The following is a 19,681-nucleotide window of genomic DNA, read 5'->3' as shown; positions in this document are numbered from 1 at the left end:
GCACAGCCGGGCGGCATTTGCGCCTTCTCCCACACCGCACGGGCCTCCGCAATGAACAGCGACAACGCCAACCGCCTGGGTGCGGTCATTCGCAGCATCGGCAGCGATGCACTGGGCCCGGCCCTCGACACCGCGCTCAAGGGCGTGGTCGATTTCGACATGAGCTGCGCCTACCTGTTTCGCTTCAACCAACCCGCGCTGCTGATTCATGACGGCTACAACCAGCGAGTCGCCGAACGTACGCTGAAAGCCTACCTGCGCGGCGGCTATCTGCTCGACCCGTTCTACGTCGCCTGTACCAACAACCACCCGGGTGGCCTGTGGCGGATGCGCGAACTGGCCCCGGACAGCTTCTTCGCCTCGGGCTTTTCCATCTCCCACGACATCCACCCCTGCGTCTCGTCGCACCACGGCAGCCTGATCGAAGAGATCGGTTTCATCGTGCCGGTAAGGCCACGGACCGCCCTGGTGTATTCGTTGATGCGTGGCCTGGACAAGGGCGCGTTCGAGGCCGAGGAAGCGCAGCGGCTGGCAGCGTTGACGCCGGTCATCGATGCCATTTTCAGCCAGCACCTGCGCCTGGCACATGCCGATGACCTGGCCGACCCGCAGGAGTCCGACAGCCAGTTGGAAGATGCTTTCGTCGATATCCTCCAGGGCCAGCTGACCGAAACCCAGCGGCATGTGGCCAAGCTGATCCTGCAAGGGCACAGCAGCCAGTCGATCTCCCGCGAGCTGGGCATCTCGGAAGGCACGGTGAAAGTACACCGGCACAACATCTGGCAGCGGCTGGGGATTGCCGGTAATGCGGAGCTGTTTCGATTGTTCATCAACTATCTGGTCAAGCAGTAACCGAGCCGCGCAGGCCGGTTGCCTGGGCGCCAGCGCTAACATCTTTTCTCCCGGCCTGTGCGGGCCCTTGTAGGAGCGGCCTTGTGTCGCGAAAGGGCTGCAAAGCAGCCCCAGCAATTTGTGCATTTACGCTGAAACCCCGGGGCTGCTTCGCAGCCCTTTCGCGACACAAGGCCGCTCCTACACCTGAGCGCGGTAACCGATCAGCTGAGAGGCGGCGTGTTCGTTTATCAGCCAGCTCGCTCATGGCGTGCTGAGATATTTCGGAACGCCGGGCAACCTCGACAGGTCCCAACCTGTGTACCCCTTCCGTCCACAGCAGGAGCCCGTAGCCATGAGCATCGCCTACGACTGGGACCTGATCGAGCGTTTGCTGCACGAGGTGCAGAACGGCGCCGGTCACAGCTTCACGCCACGCCCCTATGCCGAGCAGCACGCTGCGGCACTGGCTGCCAAGGGGGAGCCGGTGGGCGACCTGGACCACCTGAAAACCCGTGCCTGCGAGTACGAAAGGTTGTTGTTCGAGCGTGGTTTCATCGAAACCCGGCCCGAAGAGGATGGCGGCAATGGCGAGAACTTCGTGCTGACCGAGCGCGGTTCGCGGCTGATGAGCCTGATCGACAGCAGCATTCCCGGCTTCGAGCACCCGCGCCAGGTGCTGGACGAGCAGGAGGATGCGCTGGACGAAACCACCTTCGAGCAGGTGTCGGCGAAGGCACAGATCGCCTGAGGTCGTTTTGAGGCTGGCAAGGGCGGCCATGGAAACCCGATAATCGGTAGTTCCTGAACACTGCCGAGCCCTTGCCCATGCCAATGACCACCGCAGAGGCCCGCCTATGAGCGCGGTCCGCAAGAACCCCGATGCCTTTGCCTTGCAGGTGATGCTGGGGCTGTGCCTGATCTGGGGTTGCCAGCAGGTGTTGATCAAGACTGCCGCCATCGATATCGCGCCGGTGATGCAGGCGGCCCTGCGCAACGGCATCGCCGCCGTGCTGGTGGGCCTGATGCTGTGCTGGCGCGGAGGCTGGGAGCAGGTCGGCAGCACCTGGCGTGCCGGGGTGGTGGCGGGCGGGCTGTTCGGCCTGGAGTTCCTGTTCATTGCCGAGGGGCTGAAGCTGACCTCGGCGGCGCACATGTCGGTGTTCCTCTATACCGCGCCGGTGTTTACCGCGTTGGGCCTGCATTTCAGGTTGCCCAGCGAACGCCTGCGGCTGCTGCAATGGCTGGGGATCCTGCTGGCCTTCGGCGGCATTGCCATGGCGTTTGCCGGCGGCATGTCGTTCGAGCACATGGATGGCCGCACCCTGCTGGGGGATGCCTTTGGCGTGATCGCCGGGCTGGCCTGGGGGGCGACCACGGTGGTGGTGCGTTGCTCGCGGCTGTCGGAAGCACCGGCGACCCTGACCCTGTTCTATCAGCTGGCGGTGGGCTTTGCCGGGTTGCTGCTGATTGCCTTGCTCAGCGGCCAGATCGGCGCGGTGACGCTGACGCCGCTGGCGATGGGCAGCGTGCTGTTCCAGGGGATTGTGGTGTCGTTCATCAGCTACCTGACCTGGTTCTGGTTGCTGCGCAAATACCTGGCGTCGAACCTGGCAGTGTTCTCGTTCATCACCCCGCTGTTCGGGGTGACCTTCGGCGTGTTGTTGCTGGATGAGCCGCTGAGCCTGAACTTTGTGGTTGGCGCGTTGATGGTGCTGCTGGGGGTGATCCTGGTGAGTGCCGAGCCCTGGGTGAAGCAGCAGTTGCGTAAGTTTGTGGGGTGAGTTTTAGCCTGTTACGGCCTCTTCGCGGGTAAACCCGCTCCCACAGGGGCCGCACAATCTTCAAGGCCTGTGCAGTACCTGTGGGAGCGGGTTTACCCGCGAAGAGGCCGGCACAGGCAGCTACGATTCAGGATGCAGCCTTGGCCTGACAGGCGCTGCCCTGCTGTGCAGAGCTGCCAAACAGCACCAGCCCCCCAGCCACCACCAACCCACCCGCAGCCACCATCAGCGCCGGCTGCAGCCCGCCGCTGTAATGGCTGCTGACCGCCGCCAGCAGCGGCCCACTCAACTGCCCCAGGGCAAAACAGGCCGTCAGCAGCCCGGCATTGCGCTGCGTGGCATGCGGCGCCAGCTCCCGCGAACGTTGCATCACCAGCTGCATGCATGCCAGGAACGGCCCGCCACACAGCACCACGCCCAACGCCAGCCCGACACCCCCGCCCATCAGGCAGGCCAGTACACCCAGCCCCTGCAGCCACAGGGTGGCGGTGAGCCAGGCCGAGGTGCGGCCGCTACGCCGCAGGCTCACCAGCAGCACCCCCAGCGCCGCCGCCAGGCCAAACGCCGGCCAGAACAGGTCGGCCAGCCACTGCCCGTGGAACTGCTGGTTGGCCATTTGCGACAGGAAGGTGGCCGGCAGGATGTAACCCACGCCATACAGCGCATACACCAGCCCCAGGCGGCCGATGCCGACACTGCGCGTGGGGCCCTGGCGTGCAGCCGACGGCACCGGCGCCGCTTGCAGCGCCCTTGGCAGCCAAGGCCGGACCGCCAGCAGCATCACCAGCGCGGCCACGGCATAGATCAGCCACAGTGCTGCCGAGCCCAGCCCCCACAAATGCGCCACCAGCGCCAGCAAACCAGTCAGCGCAATGCCCAGGCCGGGCCCCGCGAACACCAGGGCACCCAGGCGCTGGCGGTTGTTGGCATTGGCCACCTGTTGGCTGAGGCTGGTGATCATCACCAGCACCCAGGCGCTGGCCACGCCGGTGCCGAAGCGCAGCAGCAGGTGGCTCCAGAACCCGTCTGCGGCCCATGAGGCCAGGGTCAGCAGCACGCACAGCCACAGCCCACCGTGCAGGCGCAGGCGCACCTGGCCCGGCGAGCGAGCGAACATGGCATCGACCGCGCCAATGAAGTAACCCAGGTAGTTGGCCGCGGCCACCAGCCCGGCGACCGTCAGGTCGAACTGGCCTTCGGCGATCAGTTGCGGCAGCTGCGGGGTCAGGGCGAAACGGCCGATGCCCATGGCCATCATCAGCGCCACGGCGCTGGCAAGCAGTTGAATGAGTGGCGACATGACAAGTCTCCTGCACGGATGTAAGCGATGGCTGGCAGGTTAGGGCGGTTTCTTTTTCAATAAAATTGAATAATGATGATCAAGTTGTTCTGTTTTGGAGAATGTCGTGGAATTCAGCCAACTGCGTATCTTCCAGGCCGTGGCCGAGGAAGGTTCGGTCACCCGTGCCGCAGAGCGCCTGCATCGGGTGCCGTCGAACCTGTCGACGCGCTTGCGCCAGCTCGAGGAGCAACTGGGTGTCGAGCTGTTCCTGCGCGAACGCCAGCGCCTGCAGCTGTCGCCGGCGGGCAAGGTGCTGCTGGATTACGCCAACCGCATGTCAGCCTTGCGCGACGAGGCGCTGGCCGCCGTGCGGGGCGGCCAACCGGCCGGGGACTTCGTGCTGGGGACCATGTACAGCACGGCGGCGACCCATTTGCCGGGGTTGCTGGCGCGTTATCACCAGGCCTACCCGGCGGTTAACCTGCAGGTGCGTGCGGCGCCCAGTGGCGAGCTGCTGGAAGGCCTGCTCAACCACACCTTGGACGCGGCCCTGGTGGACGGGCCACCGAGCCTGGCCGGGCTGGATGGCGTGCCGCTGTGCGATGAGCAACTGGTGCTGATCACCAGCCCCGAGCACCCGGCGGTACACACTGCCAAGGACGTGGCGGGCAAGGCGGTGTTCACCTTCCGCCAGGGCTGCTCGTACCGCATGCGCCTGGAGGCCTGGTATGCCCATGCCCATACGCCAATGGGCCGGGTGATGGAAATCGAGTCGTACCAGAGCATGCTGGCCTGCGTGATCGCCGGCGCGGGTGTGGCGATGATGGCCAGGTCGATGCTCGACAGCCTGCCCGGGCGCGACCGGGTGCGGGTGCACCAGTTGCAGGCGCCGTTCGATCAGGCGGTCACCTGGTTGATGTGGCGCCAGGGCATGCGCGGGGCAAATTTGCAGGCCTGGATCGACCTGCAACAAAGCGAAACGATTAACCAGTCGTCGGAATGCGCCGTTACGGCTTGATCCGTATCAAAATGGCCCGTATCTGTAGGTTTAGAGGCATGCGTAATACAGGACATAGGGCTATGATCTGTATGAAACATCGCAGGATTGAATTGCCGTGAGGCTGACCCGTCAAGGGGGCATTATGAATAAACCACTGTCCAACTGGCTCCACGACCTGGCTGTCGCCTTGGGGCTGATTCCACCACCCTTGCAGCCGGTGCCGATCCCGACTGATGAAGAGCAGCGCAAACGCCAACCGCGTCGTCGCTGATACAGACAAAGGCCGCTGCACCTGGGTGGGTGCAGCGGCCTTTTTGTGTCTGCCAATTGTGTGTTGCCTGTACCGGCCTCTTCGCGGGCTTGCCCGCTCCCACAGGTACCCCATGAATTTCAAGGCTTGTGGTATCCCTGTGGGAGCGGGCGAGCCCGCGAAGAGGCCAGTCCAGGCTGTAGGTCAGGCCAGCTTCACCGCCGCCACCGATTTACGCGACATCAGGCTGACCACCACAAAGCTCACCAGACCAACCGCCAGGCTGTAGTAGATCGGCGTATTGGCCTCCAGCCCATCCTTGAACATGAACAGCAGCGCGGTGGCAAAGCCCAGCGACATGCTGGCGATAGCCCCGGCGGTGGTAGCGCGCTTCCAGAAGATCGCGCCGATCAGCGGGATCAGCATGCCGCCGACCAGCAGGTTGTAGGCCAGGGTCAGGGCATTGATCACATCGTTCACCACCAGGGCGATGCCCAGCACCACCAGGCCGGTGAGCAGGGTGAACAGGCGGCTGACGCCCAGGCTCGACGCCTTGCCGCCACGCAGCTTGGGCAGCAGGTCTTCGGTCAGGGTGGTCGACGCAGCCAGCAGGCCGGCGCTGGCGGTGGACATCATGGCGGCCAGCGCCGCTGCCATCAGCAGACCACGGATGCCATCGGGCAGGGTGGTCTTGATCATCTCGGCAAAGGCATTGTTCGGGTTGGCCAGGTCGGGCATCAGCACATGCGCGGCCATGCCGATCGCGGCGCAGGCCAGGCCGTACAGTACGCAGTACACACCGGCGGTGGTGCCGGCGCGCTGGCAGACCTTCTCGTCACGGGCAGTGAACACCCGCTGCCAGATGTCCTGGCCGATGAGGATGCCGAAGAAGTAGATCAGGAAGTAGGTGATGATGGTGTCCCAGCCAATGGTGGTCAGCTGGAAGCTGGCCGCCGGCAGCTTGGCCACCAGGGTGTCCCAGCCACCGGCCTTGTACAGGCACACTGGCAGCAGGATGAACATCAGGCCGACGGTCTTGATCACGAACTGGACGATGTCGGTCAGGGTGAGCGACCACATGCCGCCAATGGTCGAGTACAGCACCACCACACCACCGCCCAGCAGCAGCGAGGCCCAGAACGGCAGGTCGAGCAGCACCTGCAATACGGTGGCCATGGCCAGGGTCGAGGTGACGCCGATCATCAGTGCGTAGGCCAGCATGATCACGGCGCTGGCCTGGCGTGCGGCCGGGTTGTAGCGCTGCTCCAGCACCTGGGTCACGGTGAAGATGCGCAGGCGCAGCAAGGGTTTGGCGAGGAACAGGTTGAGGGCGATGATGCCCAGGCCCAGGGCTGCGCACAGCCAGAAGCCGGAGATGCCGTGGACGTAGCCCAGGCGCACGGTGCCGACGGTGGAAGCGCCACCGAGCACGGTGGTGGCCATGGTGCCCATGTACAGGACCGGGCCGAGGTTGCGCCCGGCCACCAGGTAGTCCTCGTGGGTTTTCGCGCGCCGCATGCCATACCAGCCAAGCCCGAGCATGCCGGCGGTATAGATCATTACAACAATGATGTCCAAGGCCATTGGGGGTCTCCCGATTATCTTTATTATGGCGAGATCGACCACGCGGGCGGGTTCACGGCGCCCGGCGGTCTTGTCGTGTTGTTGGCGGGCCTCAATGGCCCTCCCATATGGCTCCTGCCGGGGTGTAGCAAGTACCGCGGGCGCTTTCTGTAGGAGCGGCCTTGTGTCGCGATCGGGCCGCAGAGCGGCCCCGGCAGCCTATGCGACACCGCCACAGTCCGGGGACCGCCTTGCGGCCCGGTCGCGACACAAGGCCGCTCCTACAAAGGGCCGTCGTTTACCGGCGGACAACGCCCGGTAGCACGCAGAGCATTTCGAACAGCAGGTTGGCACCGAGCAGCGAGGTGTTGCCGGTGGTGTCGTAAGGCGGGGAGACTTCGACGAGGTCACAGCCGATCAGGTCCAGGCCGTGGCAGCCGCGAATGATCTCCATCGCCTGGATGGTGGTCAAGCCGCCGATTTCCGGGGTGCCGGTACCAGGCGCCCAGGCCGGGTCGATGCCATCGATGTCGAACGACAGGTACACCGGGCCACCGCCGACCTTTTCGCGCACTTCGGCCATCAGCGGTTCCAGCGACTTGTGCCAGCACTCTTCGGCCTGGACCACACGGAAGCCCTGGCGGCGGCTCCAGTTGAAGTCATCGGCGGTGTAGCCCTGGGCGCGCAGGCCGATCTGCACCACGCGCTCGCAATCGAGCAGGCCTTCTTCCACGGCGCGGCGGAAGGTGGTGCCGTGGGCGATCTTCTCGCCGAACATGTGGTCGTTGACGTCGGCATGGGCATCGATGTGCACCAGGCCGATCTTGCCGTGTTTCTTGTGCAGCGCGCGCAGGATCGGCAGGGTGATGGTGTGGTCGCCACCCAGGGTCAGCGGGATGATGTTGTGCTCGAGGACCTCGTCATACGCTTCTTCGATGATGCGCACGGCGTCCAGCAGGTTGAAGGTGTTGATCGCCACGTCACCGATGTCGGCCACCGACAGCGAGTCGAACGGTGCGGCCCCGGTGGCCATGTTGTACGGGCGGATCATCACCGATTCGGCGCGGATCTGACGCGGGCCGAAGCGGGTGCCGGAGCGCAGCGAGGTACCGATATCCAGCGGCACGCCGATGAAGGCGGCGTCCAGGCCTTGGGCACTTTGCAGGTGGGGGAGACGGAGCATGGTGGCGATGCCGCCGAAACGCGGCATTTCGTTGCCGCCCAGTGGTTGGTGGAGGATCTTGTCCACGGTGGGCCTCATCAGTCGGTCGATTGTTCTGTTTGTTCGAACCTGTGCCGCCGCGCGCCTTCCAGGTGTGGTCTTGCCGGCGGGCAGGGACATTTCGGCCAAGTCTGCTGAAGGTAGTGCCGGGGAAAAATCGCTACCGGCAAATACTTAGTTCAGGAATTTCTGAACTAAAGGCCGGCAGAGCGGTTAGACTGCGCGCAAACACCCTTGCGGAACCGTTGCCCCATGGCCTCGACCTTGCCCGACCTGAAACTGCTGCGCATCTTCGTCAGCGTGGTGCGCCACCAGGGCTTTGCCAATGCCCAGCGCGAGCTGAACCTGTCGACTTCGGCCATCAGCACCTACATGAGCCAGCTGGAAGGTGCCCTGGGGATCGTACTGTGCCACCGCGGCCGTGGCGGCTTCAGCCTCACCAGCAAGGGCGAGCTGTTCCACCAGGAAACCCTGCGCCTGCTGGCCGAGCTGGACGGTTTCGAACAGTACGCCGCCGCCCTCAAGGGCGAGTTGCGCGGCACCCTCAACCTGGGGGTGATCGACTCCACGGTCGGTGACCAGGCCTTGCCGCTGGCCGAAGCCATCGGCGCCTACAGCCAGGAACACCCGGCGGTGCACCTGCACCTGTCGGTGTCCAGCCCTTACGAGCTGCAACTGGGCGTGCAGGACAACCGCCTGGACCTGGCGATCGGGGCGTTTTCCTCGCGCATGAGCGGGCTGCTCTACCAGCCGCTGTACCGTGAGCAGCACTGGCTGTACTGCAGCAGCCGCCACCCGTTGTATGCCGAACGGCGTATCCCCGAGCAGGTGGTGACCCAGCAGCGCATGGTCGGGCGTGGCTACTGGAGCCAGGCCGAACTGGCCCGGCATGGCTTCAAGCACAGCGCGGCGACGGTGGAGAGCATGGAGGCGCAGTTGATCCTGATTCTCTCCGGGGCCTACATCGGCTACCTGCCCGAGCACTATGCCCAGGCCTGGGTCGACAAGGGCGACTTGCGCGTGCTGTCGCCGTCCACCTTTGGCTACCAGGCACCGTTCTCGCTGATCATTCGCCGCGGGCGCAGCCGCGAACCGTTGATCCAGACTTTCCGCGACCTGCTGAAAAGCCAGCTCAACGTGGGTTGAAGTCCGGCACATGCTGTATTTCGTCGGCCCCCGTTAAATTGTTGGTGCCGCTGACCGACAACATAATGGCGCCCTGCTATATATCAAATCAGTGTGTGCTGCTGTCTACCTCCCTTTCATCCTGCAAGGATTGCCCAAGATGCGCATGAATTTGCCCGTCACTGAGCACGAAAGAACCTTTCCCAACGATCAGCGCCTGATTTCCACCACTGACCTCAACAGCCGCATCACCTACTGCAACGACGCTTTCGTGGCGATCAGCGGGTTCACCTACGACGAGCTGGTCGGCCAACCCCACAACCTGGTGCGCCATCCGGACATGCCTCCGGCCGTGTTCGGCCACATGTGGGAAACCATCAAACAAGGCAAACCGTGGATGGGCGTAGTCAAGAACCGGGCGAAGAACGGTGATTACTACTGGGTCAGCGCCTATGTCACGGCCGTCTACGAGCAGGGCCGCATCAGTGGCTACGAGTCGGTGCGCTCGGTGCCCACCCGTGAGCAGATCCGCCGCGCCGAGGCGTTGTACGCGCGATTGCGGGCTGGCCGCGCGCCGGTGCCGTGGGCGGCCCGTCTGGGGCATGGCCTGGGTCACGGTTGGCCATTGATCGGTGCGGGCCTGCTGTCGGCCGCGGGCTACCTGTGGCTACCGCCCTACGCGGCGCTCGGGGTGCTGATGGCCAGCCTGCTACTGGCCTGGTATTTGGTCGAGCACCGGCAGAACCAGGCCATCCGCCGCACGCTGACCGAGCACCCCAAGGCCTTCACCAGCCCGCTGGTGGCACTGACCTACAGCGACAACCCAGGCCTGCAAGGCCAGCTGGATCTTGCCATCATCAGCGAAGAAGCACGCCTGCAAACGGCCTTGACCCGCCTGGTGGATGCCGGGGTCGGGGTGAAGTCGCGGGCGGCGCAGTCGTCCGACTTGTCCGATGCCCAGGCACAGATGCTCGACCGCCAGCGCAGCGAGACCGACCAGTCCGCCGCCGCCATCGCGCAGATGGCGGCGACCATTCAGCAGGTTACCCATAACGTGCAGAGCACGGCGCACGCAGCGGGCGATGCCGACCAGCTGGCGCAGCAGGGCAGCGAGCTGGCGATGCAGAGCCTGCAAGCCATGGGCAGCATGAGCAATGCGGTCAACGACATCGGCCAGGCCGTCAATGCCCTGGCCGAGCAGACCCAGTCGATCGGCAGCGTGGTCGATGTGATTACTTCGATCGCCGAGCAGACCAACCTGCTGGCGCTCAACGCGGCCATCGAGGCGGCGCGCGCCGGCGAACAGGGGCGCGGGTTTGCCGTGGTGGCGGATGAGGTGCGATCGCTGGCCCAGCGCACCCGTGCCTCGACCGAGGAGATCCACCAGATCATCGCCTCGTTGCGCGCCGGGGCAGAGCGCGCGGTGAGCACCGCCAGCCGCGGCGAGCAGATCTCTCGGGACAGCGTGCACAGTGTCGAGGCGGTGCAGGCAGCGTTGAGCGGGATTGCCCAGGCGGTCAGCCGCATCACCGGCATGAGCCAGCAGATGGCGACGGCGTCGGAGCAGCAGAGCCATGTGGCCGAGGACATCAACCAGCAGATCGTGCGCATAGCCCACCTGTGCGACCAGAGTGCCGGGCAGGCCAGGCAGGGCGCGGAAATCAGCCAGGACCTGGAGCGCATGGCGGAGTACCTGCATAGCCTGGCGGAGCGGTTCAATCGTTGAGATTGCCGGGGCCGCCTTGCGGCCCTTTCGCCGGCAAGCCAGCTCCCACAGGATCACCACAGGCCTGGGCCTTGTGCAATACCTGTGGGAGCTGGCTTGCCAGCGAATGGCCCGCAAAGCGGGCCCCGGTTCTGTGGCAAACTGTTCCCGCCAAGGAGAACCCCATGCCCAGACCCCGCTGCGAGCGGTGCCAGCGCCCGCTCGACCATTGCCTCTGCCCACTGATCCCCGCACTCGACAGCCGCACCCGCGTCATCCTGCTGCAGCACCCCAGTGAAACCGCCCATGCCCTGAATACCGCACGCCTGGCCGCCCTTGGCCTGAACAATGCCGAGTTGCGGGTAGGCGAGGTATTCGATGACCTGAACGAATTGCTGGCGACCCCCGGCTACCGGCCAGCCCTGCTGTTCCCGGGTGACGACGCCCAGGAATTGCTGGCCTATGGCGAGACGGACGACCAACCCTTGCTGTTGATCGTGCCCGACGGCACCTGGCGCAAGGCGCGCAAGCTGTTGTACCTGAACCCGTTGCTGGAGGCGTTGCCGCGGGTGACGCTGGGGGCTGTCGCGCCTTCACGCTACCGCTTGCGCAAGGCGCCGGAGGCGGGGGCGTTATCGACTATCGAGGCGGTGGTGGGAGCGCTGAACGCGTTGGAGCAGCCTGCCTGTTTCGATGCGCTGCTGGCACCGTTCGAGGCGTTGATCGAGGGGCAGATCAGGGCCATGGGTTTGGAGACGTTCCAGCGTAACCATGGTGCGGGGTGAGGTGGCAGTGAGGGCCCTATCGCCGGCAAGCCAGCTCCCACAGGTGCAGCGGCAGGGCTCTAGTTTGTGTTTCTACAGCTGGAACACAAAGGGTGAATCTTGTGCTGTACCTGTGGGAGCTGGCTTGCCGGCGATGGGCCGCAAAGCGGCCCCGGCTATCTCGAACCCGATCAACGCATATCAGGCAAACGCGCCTCGGTGCGTACTTCAGTGGTAGCCAGCGCTTCCGGCGGCAGCGAAATACGCTGCTTGGTCAACAGCTCGCCCATGGTCGCCAGCACGCGGTAGCGCGAGAACTCCTCGGTATAACGCACCTCGGTGTATCGGCGGTCGGCGTTGTACAGCTCGTTTTCACTGTCGAGCACGTCGAGCAGGGTACGTTGGCCCAGGCCGAACTGGTCCTGGTAGGCAGCACGCACGCGCTTGGTGGTCTCGGCGTATTCACGCGCAGTCGGCAGCTGCTTGCTGGCGTTGTTCATGGCGTTCCACGCCAGGCTCAGATTTTCGGTCAGCTCACGCAGGGCGTTGTTGCGGATGTCCAGGGCCTGGTTGATCTTGTGCGCGTCGGACTGCAGGCGAGCCTTGTCGCTGCCACCGCGGAACAGGTTGTAGTTCATCTCCACGCCAGCTTGCCAGTCGTTGTTGTTGTGGCCTTTCTCGCCGCCGGTGTTGTTGTTGGCACCGGTGGCCAGAATGGCGTCGAAGCGAGGGTAGAAGGTCGACTTGGCTACTTCGTATTGCTGCTCCGCAGCATTCACGTCAGCCTGGGCAGACTTGATGTACGGGTTGTTCTGGCGCATGCCGTCGCGGGCTTCGTCGAGGGTGCCAGGCACCTCACCCTTGATGGTTTGCGGGCTTTCCAGCTCGTCCGGCATGCGGCCGACGACGCTGAAGAAGTTGGCCTCGGCATCGGCCAGGTCGACTTCGGCGGTGTCCAGGTTGTTTTCCGCCAGGGCGCGACGTGCGCGGGACTGGTCAAGGTCGGCGGTGCTGCCGACGCCGCGCTCGTTGCGCAGGCCGATCTGGTCGTTGACTCGCAGGTGGGCTTGCAGGTTGTTCCTGGCCAGGGTCACCAGTTCACGGCGCTTGAGCACTTCCAGGTACACCTCGACTGCACGCAGGGCGACATCCTGGGCAATGGCCTGGGTGTAGTAGGCGCGGGAGGTGGAGACTGCTTCGGTGCGGCCCACTTCATTCGAGGTGTTGAAGCCGTCGAAGATCATTTGCCGCAGGCGCAGTTCGGACTGGGTGTAGTTGAGGGTTTCCTTGTTGTGGTTGCCCTCGGCACGCGTCGTGGTGTTGTCCGAACGCTGGCGGCCATAGCCGGCGACCAGATCCACGGAAGGGTAGTAGCCACCACGCGCGAACTTCACATCTTCATCGGCCGACAGCTTGCTGTTGCGGTTGGAGCTGACCTGCGGGTGGTAGTCCACGGCGCTCTGGACAGCCTCGGTGATCGACATCGCCTGTACGTTGGCACTCGCCAGGGCCAACAGTAATGCACTGGTGATGGGGTTCAAAACGCGCATGGTACATCTCCCTGATCCTGGAATTTATCCTGCTGCTCGCCAAAAAAATGACGATAAAGTTATTGCATATAGTGTTGCAGGTTTTTAATAACACAGCTAAGTACATTCAACGCGATAGATAAGAAGATTTCTTCATATCAAATTGCCATATAATATATAAAATGTCTAACAGGCCCGCAGGAGGACCCAGGGGAATGGCAGCGGAAAAGTCCATGAAAGCCAATTAATACGGGGGTTTAGCAGAGTTCCAGAATCATTTCGGATAAGGAGAATAGTCGTTAGGCGAAATTGATATTTGGCGACAGAATATTGTCACTTTGGCTTGTGCAAAGTTTTCTGGCTGAGGATGTACAGGCTTACCAGTACGGCGCTGGTCAACATGAAGGCGCGCGCCCAGAACAGAGGCACCAGATAGCACGACAGGCCGATGCTGGCCCACATCAGGCCGATGGCGTAGACCTTGCCCTTGAGGGGGATGCCCTCACCACTGAGGTAGTCACGGATCCATGGCCCGAGCTTGGGGTGATGGACCAGCCAGTGGTGAAAGCGCGGCGAGCTGCGGGCAAAGCAGGCGGCCGCCAATAGCAGGAACGGGGTGGTGGGCATTACCGGCAGGAATATCCCCAACACCCCCAACGCGACGCTGAGCCAGCCAGTGGCCAGCAGCAGGTAGCGCACAGGCGACTTAGTGGTGGCGTGGCTTGAGCAGCGCCGGTTTTTCGTCTGGGGCATGCAGCAGCAGGAACAGCGCCGTCAGCGCTTCGGGGATCTGTACGATCATGTCGTCCTGCAGGTTGGCGTTGCTGGCGATGTCGGCGAACTCCGGCTGCTCGTCGAACAGGCCCGAGCCGACCATGATCGGCAGCAGCATCTCGCTGACTTCTTCCTCGGCGTTCTCGAACCAGGCCTCTTCACGCAGGAATACGCCTTCCATGAAGCCGATGCACCAGCCGCGCAGGTCGGAATCGTCCGGCTCGTCGGTCAGGTCGAGGTCGCATGGCAGCTCGAACTCGTCGTCGCTGGCCAGCTGGCGGGCGATGTGCGCTTTCAGTGCCACCAGGGTGGCCTCGATCTCGGTGCGCTGGGCATCGCTGGCGTAGTGCGGCTCTTCAGCGAACAGGGCGTCGATCCACTCGCGCTCGGGCACTTCCTCGGCATTGATCGAGAGGGCGGTGAGGTAGCCGTGGGCGGCGACATAGTCCAGCGCTTCCTCGTGCAGCTCGTCGGCGTCGAGGAAGGCTTGCAGGCGGGTCAGTTGCTCGGCGAAGGACATTACAGGGCTACCTTGGGGAATAAACGATAACGAATTCTAGCACCTTGCGACGGCGGCGGGGTAAAGGGAACGTCTATCGCCGTGGTGCCCTGCGCGGGGCGGTGCTGCGGTATACTCCGCGATTTTTCATCCAGGGGCAGGGTTTGCCGGCTACCTGGCAAAAACCGCTTACGCATTTGGCGTGTGCGGGGCGGGTTTTTCGTCCAGCCTGTATCCGGGATGGTACGGCGATTTGTGGAGTTGCACATGCTCGAACAGGCTCAGCGCGTTCTCAAGGACGTCTTCGGCTACGACAGTTTCCGCGGGCGCCAGGCAGCGATCATCGACTGCGTGGCCAATGGCGGCGATGCCCTGGTGCTGATGCCCACCGGCGGCGGCAAGTCGTTGTGTTTCCAGGTGCCGGGGCTGCTGCGCCCGGGCCTGACGGTGGTGGTCTCGCCTCTGATCGCGCTGATGGACGACCAGGTCGCCACGCTCGATGAACTGGGTGTGCCGGCCGCTGCGCTGAACTCCACGCTGACCCCGGAGCAGCAGCGTGACCTGGCCGGGCGCCTGCGCCGTGGCGAAGTGAAGATGCTGTACCTGGCGCCCGAGCGCCTGGTGCAGCCGCGCATGCTCGACTTCCTGCGCGACCTGGACATCTCGCTGTTCGCCATCGACGAGGCCCACTGCGTGTCGCAATGGGGCCACGATTTCCGCCCCGAATACCTGCAACTGGGCCAGCTGGCCGAGCTGTTCCCGCATGTGCCGCGCATCGCGCTGACCGCCACCGCCGACATGCGCACCCGCGAGGAGATCGTCCAGCGCCTGCACCTGCAAGGCGCAGAGCGCTTCCTGTCGAGTTTCGACCGGCCCAACATCTTCTACCGCATCGTGCCCAAGGAGGCGCCGCGCAAGCAGCTGATGGCGTTCCTCGGCGAGCGCCGCGGCAACGCCGGTATCGTCTATTGCCTGTCGCGCAAGAAAGTCGACGAAACCGCCGCATTCCTCTGTGACCAGGGCTTCCCCGCGCTGCCGTATCACGCCGGCCTGGCTGCCGAGACGCGTGCGGCCAACCAGCACCGCTTCCTCAACGAGGAAGGGCTGATCATGGTCGCCACCATCGCCTTCGGCATGGGTATCGACAAGCCCAACGTGCGCTTTGTCGCCCACCTTGACCTGCCCAAGTCGCTCGAGGCGTACTACCAGGAGACCGGCCGTGCCGGCCGTGACGGGCTGCCGTCCGATGCCTGGATGGCCTACGGGCTGCAGGACATGGTGATGCTCAAGCAGATGCTGCAGAACTCCGAAGGTGACGAGCGCCACAAGCGCATCGAGCAGCACAAGCTCGACGCCATGCTGGCCCTGTGCGAAGAAACCCGCTGCCGCCGCCAGTCGCTGCTGGCCTATTTCGACGAAACCCTCGAGCAACCGTGCGGGCACTGTGACAACTGTGTCGACCAGGTGCAGACCTGGGACGCCACCGAGCCGGCCCGCCAGGCGCTGTCGGCGGTGTTCCGCACCGGCCAGCGCTATGGCGTCGGTCACCTGGTCGATGTGCTGCTGGGCAAGGACACCGAGAAGGTGCGCAATTTCGGCCACGAGAAGCTCTCGGTGTTTGGCGTCGGCAAGGGGCTGGCCGAAGTCGAGTGGCGTTCGCTGTTCCGTCAGCTGGTGGCGCGTGGCCTGGTCGACATCGACCTGGAAGGCTACGGCGGCCTGCGCCTGTCCGACAGCTGCCGGCCGCTGCTGCGTGGCGAGGTGACCTTGCAGCTGCGCCGTGACCTCAAGCCGCAGACCACCGCCAGGACTTCGTCGTCCAGTGGCGGCAGCCCGGCCAGCCAGCTGGTGCGTGCCGAAGAGCGCGAGCTGTGGGAAGCACTGCGTACCCTGCGGCGCAAGCTGGCCGAGGAGCACAGCGTGCCGCCCTACGTCATCTTCCCCGACTCGACGCTGCTGGAGATGCTGCGCAGCCAGCCGGTCAGCCTCAGCGACATGGCCCAGGTCAGCGGCGTGGGTGCGCGCAAGCTGGAGCGTTATGGCCAGGCCTTCCTCGAGGTGCTGAACAACAGCGGTGGCACCGACGAAGCGCCGAAAGTGGTACTTGACCTGCGCCACGAACTGGTCAGCCTGGCCCGTGCCGGCATGACCCCGGCGCAGATCGCCGGGCAGCTCAACTGCAGCGAGAAGAACGTCTACAGCCTGCTGGCCGAGGCGCTGGGCCGCCAGGAACTGAGCCTGGAACAGGCCCTGGACCTGCCGGAAGACCTGTTGATGGAAGTGCAGGATGCCTTCCTCGATGGCGAGGGCGAGCTGCCACCGGTATCGGCGATTGCGCCGCTGTTCGGGGCGCGGGTGCCAGAGGGCGTGCTGTACTGCGTGCGGGCTGCGCTGGCGGCCGAGTTCGAGCTGTAAGTGACGACAGGATCGAAGGCAGAACTGCCATCTGCTGACCTTTGTCATGTTTTTTGACGATTATCGAACATTCCAGGGTGCCCGAGCCTTGCCTCGTGGGACGGGCCATGGTTAGCTGCCTAATAATTAGATCTGTTCAATGAGTTGCTTATGCCCCTAACCGACAACCAACACCGCTTCGGCATGCAGCTGGCCCAGATGTCCCGGGGTTGGCGTGCCGAGCTGGACCGCCGCCTGGCCGGGCTCAACCTGTCCCAGGCGCGCTGGCTGGTGTTGCTGCACCTGGCCCGTTTCGAAGAGGCCCCGACCCAGCGTGAGCTGGCCCAGAGCGTGGGTGTCGAAGGCCCGACCCTGGCGCGCCTGCTCGACAGCCTGGAGGCGCAGGGGCTGGTACGCCGGCAAGCGGTGCTGGAAGACCGGCGGGCGAAGAAGATTGTGCTGTGCCCGCCGGCCAAGCCACTGATCGACCAGATCGAGACCATTGCCAATCAACTGCGGGTAGAGCTGTTCACCGGGGTGGACGAGGCGGAGCTGCAGGTGTGCATGCGGGTGCATGCCAAGATTCTGGCCAACCTCGAGAAATCCTGAGGGGCCAGGGGCCGCTTTGCAGCCTTCAAGTTGGCGCTGTCCCTGTGGGAGCGGCTTTAGCCGCGAACACCGGCGCAGCCGGTGCCATGCACCGCGTCGCCTGCTTCGCGGGTGAACCCGCTCCCACAGGGGTCTCACCGGCCCTGAAAGTGATGAAGCCCTAGAAGGTATGCCCAAGGTTCAGGTACACCGCCTGCTCATGCGCACTGTTGGCCCCGTAGCTCAGGTTCAACGGCCCCAACGGCGTCTCCAGCCCCAGGAAGATGCTCGCCGCATTGATGTAGCCACTGTCGAAATCGTTGTCGTTGTTCCACGCCCGCCCTCGCTCCAGCGACCCGCCGATGTACAGCGGGAAGTCCAGCGGCACGTAGGCCCGTGGTGTCAGGCGGCGGTAGTAGACCATGCGCATCAGGCTCACGTTCTGCCCCGACACCGAGTCCTGGCGGAAGCCTGACAGCTCCCGCGCGCCACCCAGCACGAAGCTCGAGGTCACCACTTCGGTATCATCCAGCGTGCGCCCGTAGCGCCCGCCCAGCACGAAGGTGTTCGGCCCGCTGCTGAGGGCCTTGTCCAGGTTGAACATCCACTGCCGGTAATCCTGGTCGGAATCCAGCGACTGGTCATACTTGCGCAAGGTCAGGCCGATATCCTCGCCGCTGTGCGGGAAGTACAGGTTATCGAGGGTGTCGAACGAGTACTTCAGCTCGTAGAAACCTTCGTTGAAACTGACCTTGGGCAGGTCCTGATCACCGATGCGTACCTCGGCCTCGCCCCAGGCCTTGCCCACACCCAGGCGCACTTCACCGTTGGTGCCGATCTGCCGCCCCACGTTAAGGCCAAAGCCGTAACGCTCCAGGCGGTACTCGGCCACCGGGTCGTTGTCCAGTGTGGCTTCGATGTTCTGCGAGCTGAAGTCCAGGTACGGCGCGATGAAGTAGCGCGAGCCCACGTCCAGCGGCTGGTAGAACTCGCTGTACAACTCCTGCTGGTCGCCGATCTGGCCACGGGTCAACCATTCGGCGCCGAGGCTGTTGATGCCGTTGACCCGGTAGCTGGCGCCCAGGTTGAAGGCGCTGTCGCCGCGCAGGTCGTCCGACAGGTTCAGGCCCAGGCGCAGGTAGTCGGTGCCACCGCGTCGGCCGCGGGCGTTGATCACCAGGGTGTTGTCGTCGCCCTTGTGCACCACGCGGTACTGCACCCGGTCGAAGTAGTCCAGGCCGTACAGCGTGCCCATGTCGGTCTGCAGGCGGCCTAACTCCAGCGGCGCATCGATCGGTTGGCGGATGTACGAGCGGATGACCTCGTCGCTGACCTTGGAGTCGTTTTCGATCCTGATCGCGGTGATCGTCGGCGTGCGTTGGCGCGGCGAGCGGGCCACGGCCAGGCTGCTGTCACCTTCGGGCTGGCGCAGGGCGGCAAGGCGCGGGTCGAGCAGGCGGGTGGCGCGGTAGCCGGCCTCGATCATTTCCCGAGCGCGGCCAAAGTCGGTGACGCCAAAGGCGGTCAGTGGTGGCTGGATGAGGATGTCGTCGCGGTGCAGGCTGGCCAGTTGTTCTTCCGAGTTGCGCCGGGTCATCAGGGTGATCGACTGGTTGAGCACATCGACCACCGTGGCCAGCTGCTTGCGGTCACGCAGCGGGGTGCCGATGTCGACCACGATGGCCAGGTCCACACCCATTTCGCGGGCGACGTCCACCGGGATGTTGTCGACCATGCCGCCGTCCACCAGCAGCCGGCCGTCCAGTTCGACCGGGGCGAATACCGCCGGGATCGACATGCTGGCGCGGATCACCTGGGGCAGGTGGCCACGGCGGAACACTACCTTTTCGCCACTGGCGATGTCGGTGGCCACTGCGCGGAAGGGAATGGGCAGCTTGTCGAAGTCACGGGTGTCGGCGGTGTGCGCCAGCTTGCTTTCCAGCAGCAGCGCCAGGTTCTGGCCCTGGATCACCCCCAGCGGCAGGCCCAGGCTGCCGTCGTCGCGAAAGCTGAGCTTCTGCTTGACCAGGAAGTCGCGGTCATCCTGCTTGCGCCGGAACGGCACATCCTTGCGCGGCGGGGCATCGGACAGCGCCTGTTGCCAGTCGAGGGTGGTGGCAAGCTTTTCCAGCTCTTCGACACTGTAGCCCGAGGCATACAGGCCGCCGACCACCGCGCCCATGCTGGTGCCGGCGATGGCGTCGATGCGCACGCCCTGTTCCTCCAGGGCCTTGAGCACACCAATGTGGGCCAGGCCACGGGCCGCGCCCCCCGACAGCACCAGGCCAACCTTGGGCCTGGCCGGTTCGGCGGCGAATACCGTGAGGGAGGTGAGGGTGAGCAGGAAACAGAACAGCAAACGGCGCATCGT

At 64.4% G+C, this 19,681-nt stretch carries 17 protein-coding genes; 10 read left to right on the top strand and 7 right to left on the bottom strand.

Annotation, left to right across the window (positions count from 1 at the left end; all coding sequences use genetic code 11):
* Positions 1-51 precede the first annotated feature (51 nt).
* From CAG34_RS08205 to CAG34_RS08195, 3 genes are all read left to right on the top strand, one after another.
* A complete protein-coding gene (locus tag CAG34_RS08205; RefSeq protein ID WP_025340162.1) occupies positions 52-852 on the top strand; it encodes a LuxR family transcriptional regulator in 801 nt (266 codons plus the stop codon).
* A 334-nt stretch (positions 853-1,186) separates the two neighbouring features.
* Positions 1,187-1,582 carry a hypothetical protein gene (locus CAG34_RS08200; RefSeq protein ID WP_013973698.1) on the top strand — a complete coding sequence of 132 codons (396 nt, stop codon included), beginning with the start codon at positions 1,187-1,189 and terminating at the stop codon, positions 1,580-1,582.
* A 106-nt stretch (positions 1,583-1,688) separates the two neighbouring features.
* Positions 1,689-2,615 (top strand): DMT family transporter, encoded by a 927-nt coding sequence (locus CAG34_RS08195; RefSeq protein ID WP_085589132.1) that lies wholly within the window; start codon positions 1,689-1,691, stop codon positions 2,613-2,615.
* 127 nt (positions 2,616-2,742) lie between these two features.
* Here the strand turns inward: CAG34_RS08195 and CAG34_RS08190 are convergent, their stop codons facing one another.
* Positions 2,743-3,915, bottom strand: a complete 1,173-nt coding sequence (locus tag CAG34_RS08190) for an MFS transporter (protein ID WP_085589130.1) — start codon at positions 3,913-3,915, stop codon at positions 2,743-2,745.
* A 106-nt stretch (positions 3,916-4,021) separates the two neighbouring features.
* Between CAG34_RS08190 and CAG34_RS08185 the strand changes: the two genes are divergently transcribed.
* Positions 4,022-4,915 (top strand): LysR family transcriptional regulator, encoded by an 894-nt coding sequence (locus CAG34_RS08185; RefSeq protein ID WP_015271294.1) that lies wholly within the window; start codon positions 4,022-4,024, stop codon positions 4,913-4,915.
* Positions 4,916-5,039: 124 nt separating this feature from the next.
* Positions 5,040-5,168, top strand: a complete 129-nt coding sequence (locus CAG34_RS29165) for a PA1414 family protein (RefSeq protein ID WP_009683677.1) — start codon at positions 5,040-5,042, stop codon at positions 5,166-5,168.
* A 183-nt stretch (positions 5,169-5,351) separates the two neighbouring features.
* Here CAG34_RS29165 and CAG34_RS08180 read toward each other — a convergent pair whose 3' ends face one another.
* Positions 5,352-6,731, bottom strand: coding sequence for a sodium:solute symporter (locus CAG34_RS08180; RefSeq protein WP_025340155.1), 1,380 nt, complete (start codon positions 6,729-6,731; stop codon positions 5,352-5,354).
* Between the two features lie 277 nt (positions 6,732-7,008).
* Positions 7,009-7,959 (bottom strand): agmatinase, encoded by a 951-nt coding sequence (gene speB / locus CAG34_RS08175; RefSeq protein ID WP_025340154.1) that lies wholly within the window; start codon positions 7,957-7,959, stop codon positions 7,009-7,011.
* A 225-nt stretch (positions 7,960-8,184) separates the two neighbouring features.
* Here speB and CAG34_RS08170 point away from each other — a divergent pair, with 225 nt between their 5' ends.
* From CAG34_RS08170 to CAG34_RS08160, 3 genes are all read left to right on the top strand, one after another.
* Positions 8,185-9,078, top strand: coding sequence for a LysR family transcriptional regulator (locus CAG34_RS08170; protein WP_025340153.1), 894 nt, complete (start codon positions 8,185-8,187; stop codon positions 9,076-9,078).
* Between the two features lie 139 nt (positions 9,079-9,217).
* The gene (locus CAG34_RS08165) at positions 9,218-10,783 is read left to right on the top strand and encodes a PAS domain-containing methyl-accepting chemotaxis protein (protein WP_085589128.1); all 1,566 of its coding nucleotides are present in this window, start codon (positions 9,218-9,220) and stop codon (positions 10,781-10,783) included.
* Between the two features lie 164 nt (positions 10,784-10,947).
* Positions 10,948-11,547, top strand: a complete 600-nt coding sequence (locus CAG34_RS08160; RefSeq protein WP_085589126.1) for a tRNA-uridine aminocarboxypropyltransferase — start codon at positions 10,948-10,950, stop codon at positions 11,545-11,547.
* A gap of 170 nt (positions 11,548-11,717) precedes the next feature.
* On the opposite strand, the gene CAG34_RS08155 is transcribed toward CAG34_RS08160, so the two are convergent.
* The 3 genes from CAG34_RS08155 to CAG34_RS08145 form a co-directional block, all read right to left on the bottom strand.
* On the bottom strand, positions 11,718-13,076 hold the full coding sequence (locus CAG34_RS08155; protein ID WP_085589125.1) for a TolC family outer membrane protein: 1,359 nt from the start codon (positions 13,074-13,076) through the stop codon (positions 11,718-11,720).
* Between the two features lie 312 nt (positions 13,077-13,388).
* Positions 13,389-13,808, bottom strand: a complete 420-nt coding sequence (locus CAG34_RS08150; protein WP_178080871.1) for a YbaN family protein — start codon at positions 13,806-13,808, stop codon at positions 13,389-13,391.
* Positions 13,762-14,349 (bottom strand): YecA family protein, encoded by a 588-nt coding sequence (locus CAG34_RS08145; RefSeq protein WP_025340148.1) that lies wholly within the window; start codon positions 14,347-14,349, stop codon positions 13,762-13,764. The genes CAG34_RS08150 and CAG34_RS08145 overlap by 47 nt, the downstream gene beginning before the upstream one ends.
* Before the next feature lie 246 nt (positions 14,350-14,595).
* On the opposite strand from CAG34_RS08145, the gene recQ reads away from it, so the two are divergent.
* Positions 14,596-16,743: a DNA helicase RecQ gene (gene recQ, locus CAG34_RS08135; protein WP_085589121.1), complete on the top strand. Its 2,148-nt coding sequence runs from the start codon at positions 14,596-14,598 to the stop codon at positions 16,741-16,743.
* A 150-nt stretch (positions 16,744-16,893) separates the two neighbouring features.
* The gene (locus CAG34_RS08130) at positions 16,894-17,331 is read left to right on the top strand and encodes a MarR family transcriptional regulator (RefSeq protein ID WP_013973685.1); all 438 of its coding nucleotides are present in this window, start codon (positions 16,894-16,896) and stop codon (positions 17,329-17,331) included.
* A gap of 160 nt (positions 17,332-17,491) precedes the next feature.
* Here the strand turns inward: CAG34_RS08130 and CAG34_RS08125 are convergent, their stop codons facing one another.
* Positions 17,492-19,678, bottom strand: coding sequence for a patatin-like phospholipase family protein (locus CAG34_RS08125; protein WP_085589119.1), 2,187 nt, complete (start codon positions 19,676-19,678; stop codon positions 17,492-17,494).
* Positions 19,679-19,681: the final 3 nt, after the last annotated feature.

The sequence above is a fragment of the Pseudomonas sp. B14(2017) genome (assembly GCF_002113255.1).
GTDB lineage: Bacteria > Pseudomonadota > Gammaproteobacteria > Pseudomonadales > Pseudomonadaceae > Aquipseudomonas > Aquipseudomonas putida_Z.
Note: the sequence above shows the minus strand (reverse complement) of the source record. Positions and strands in the feature narration are given on the sequence as shown.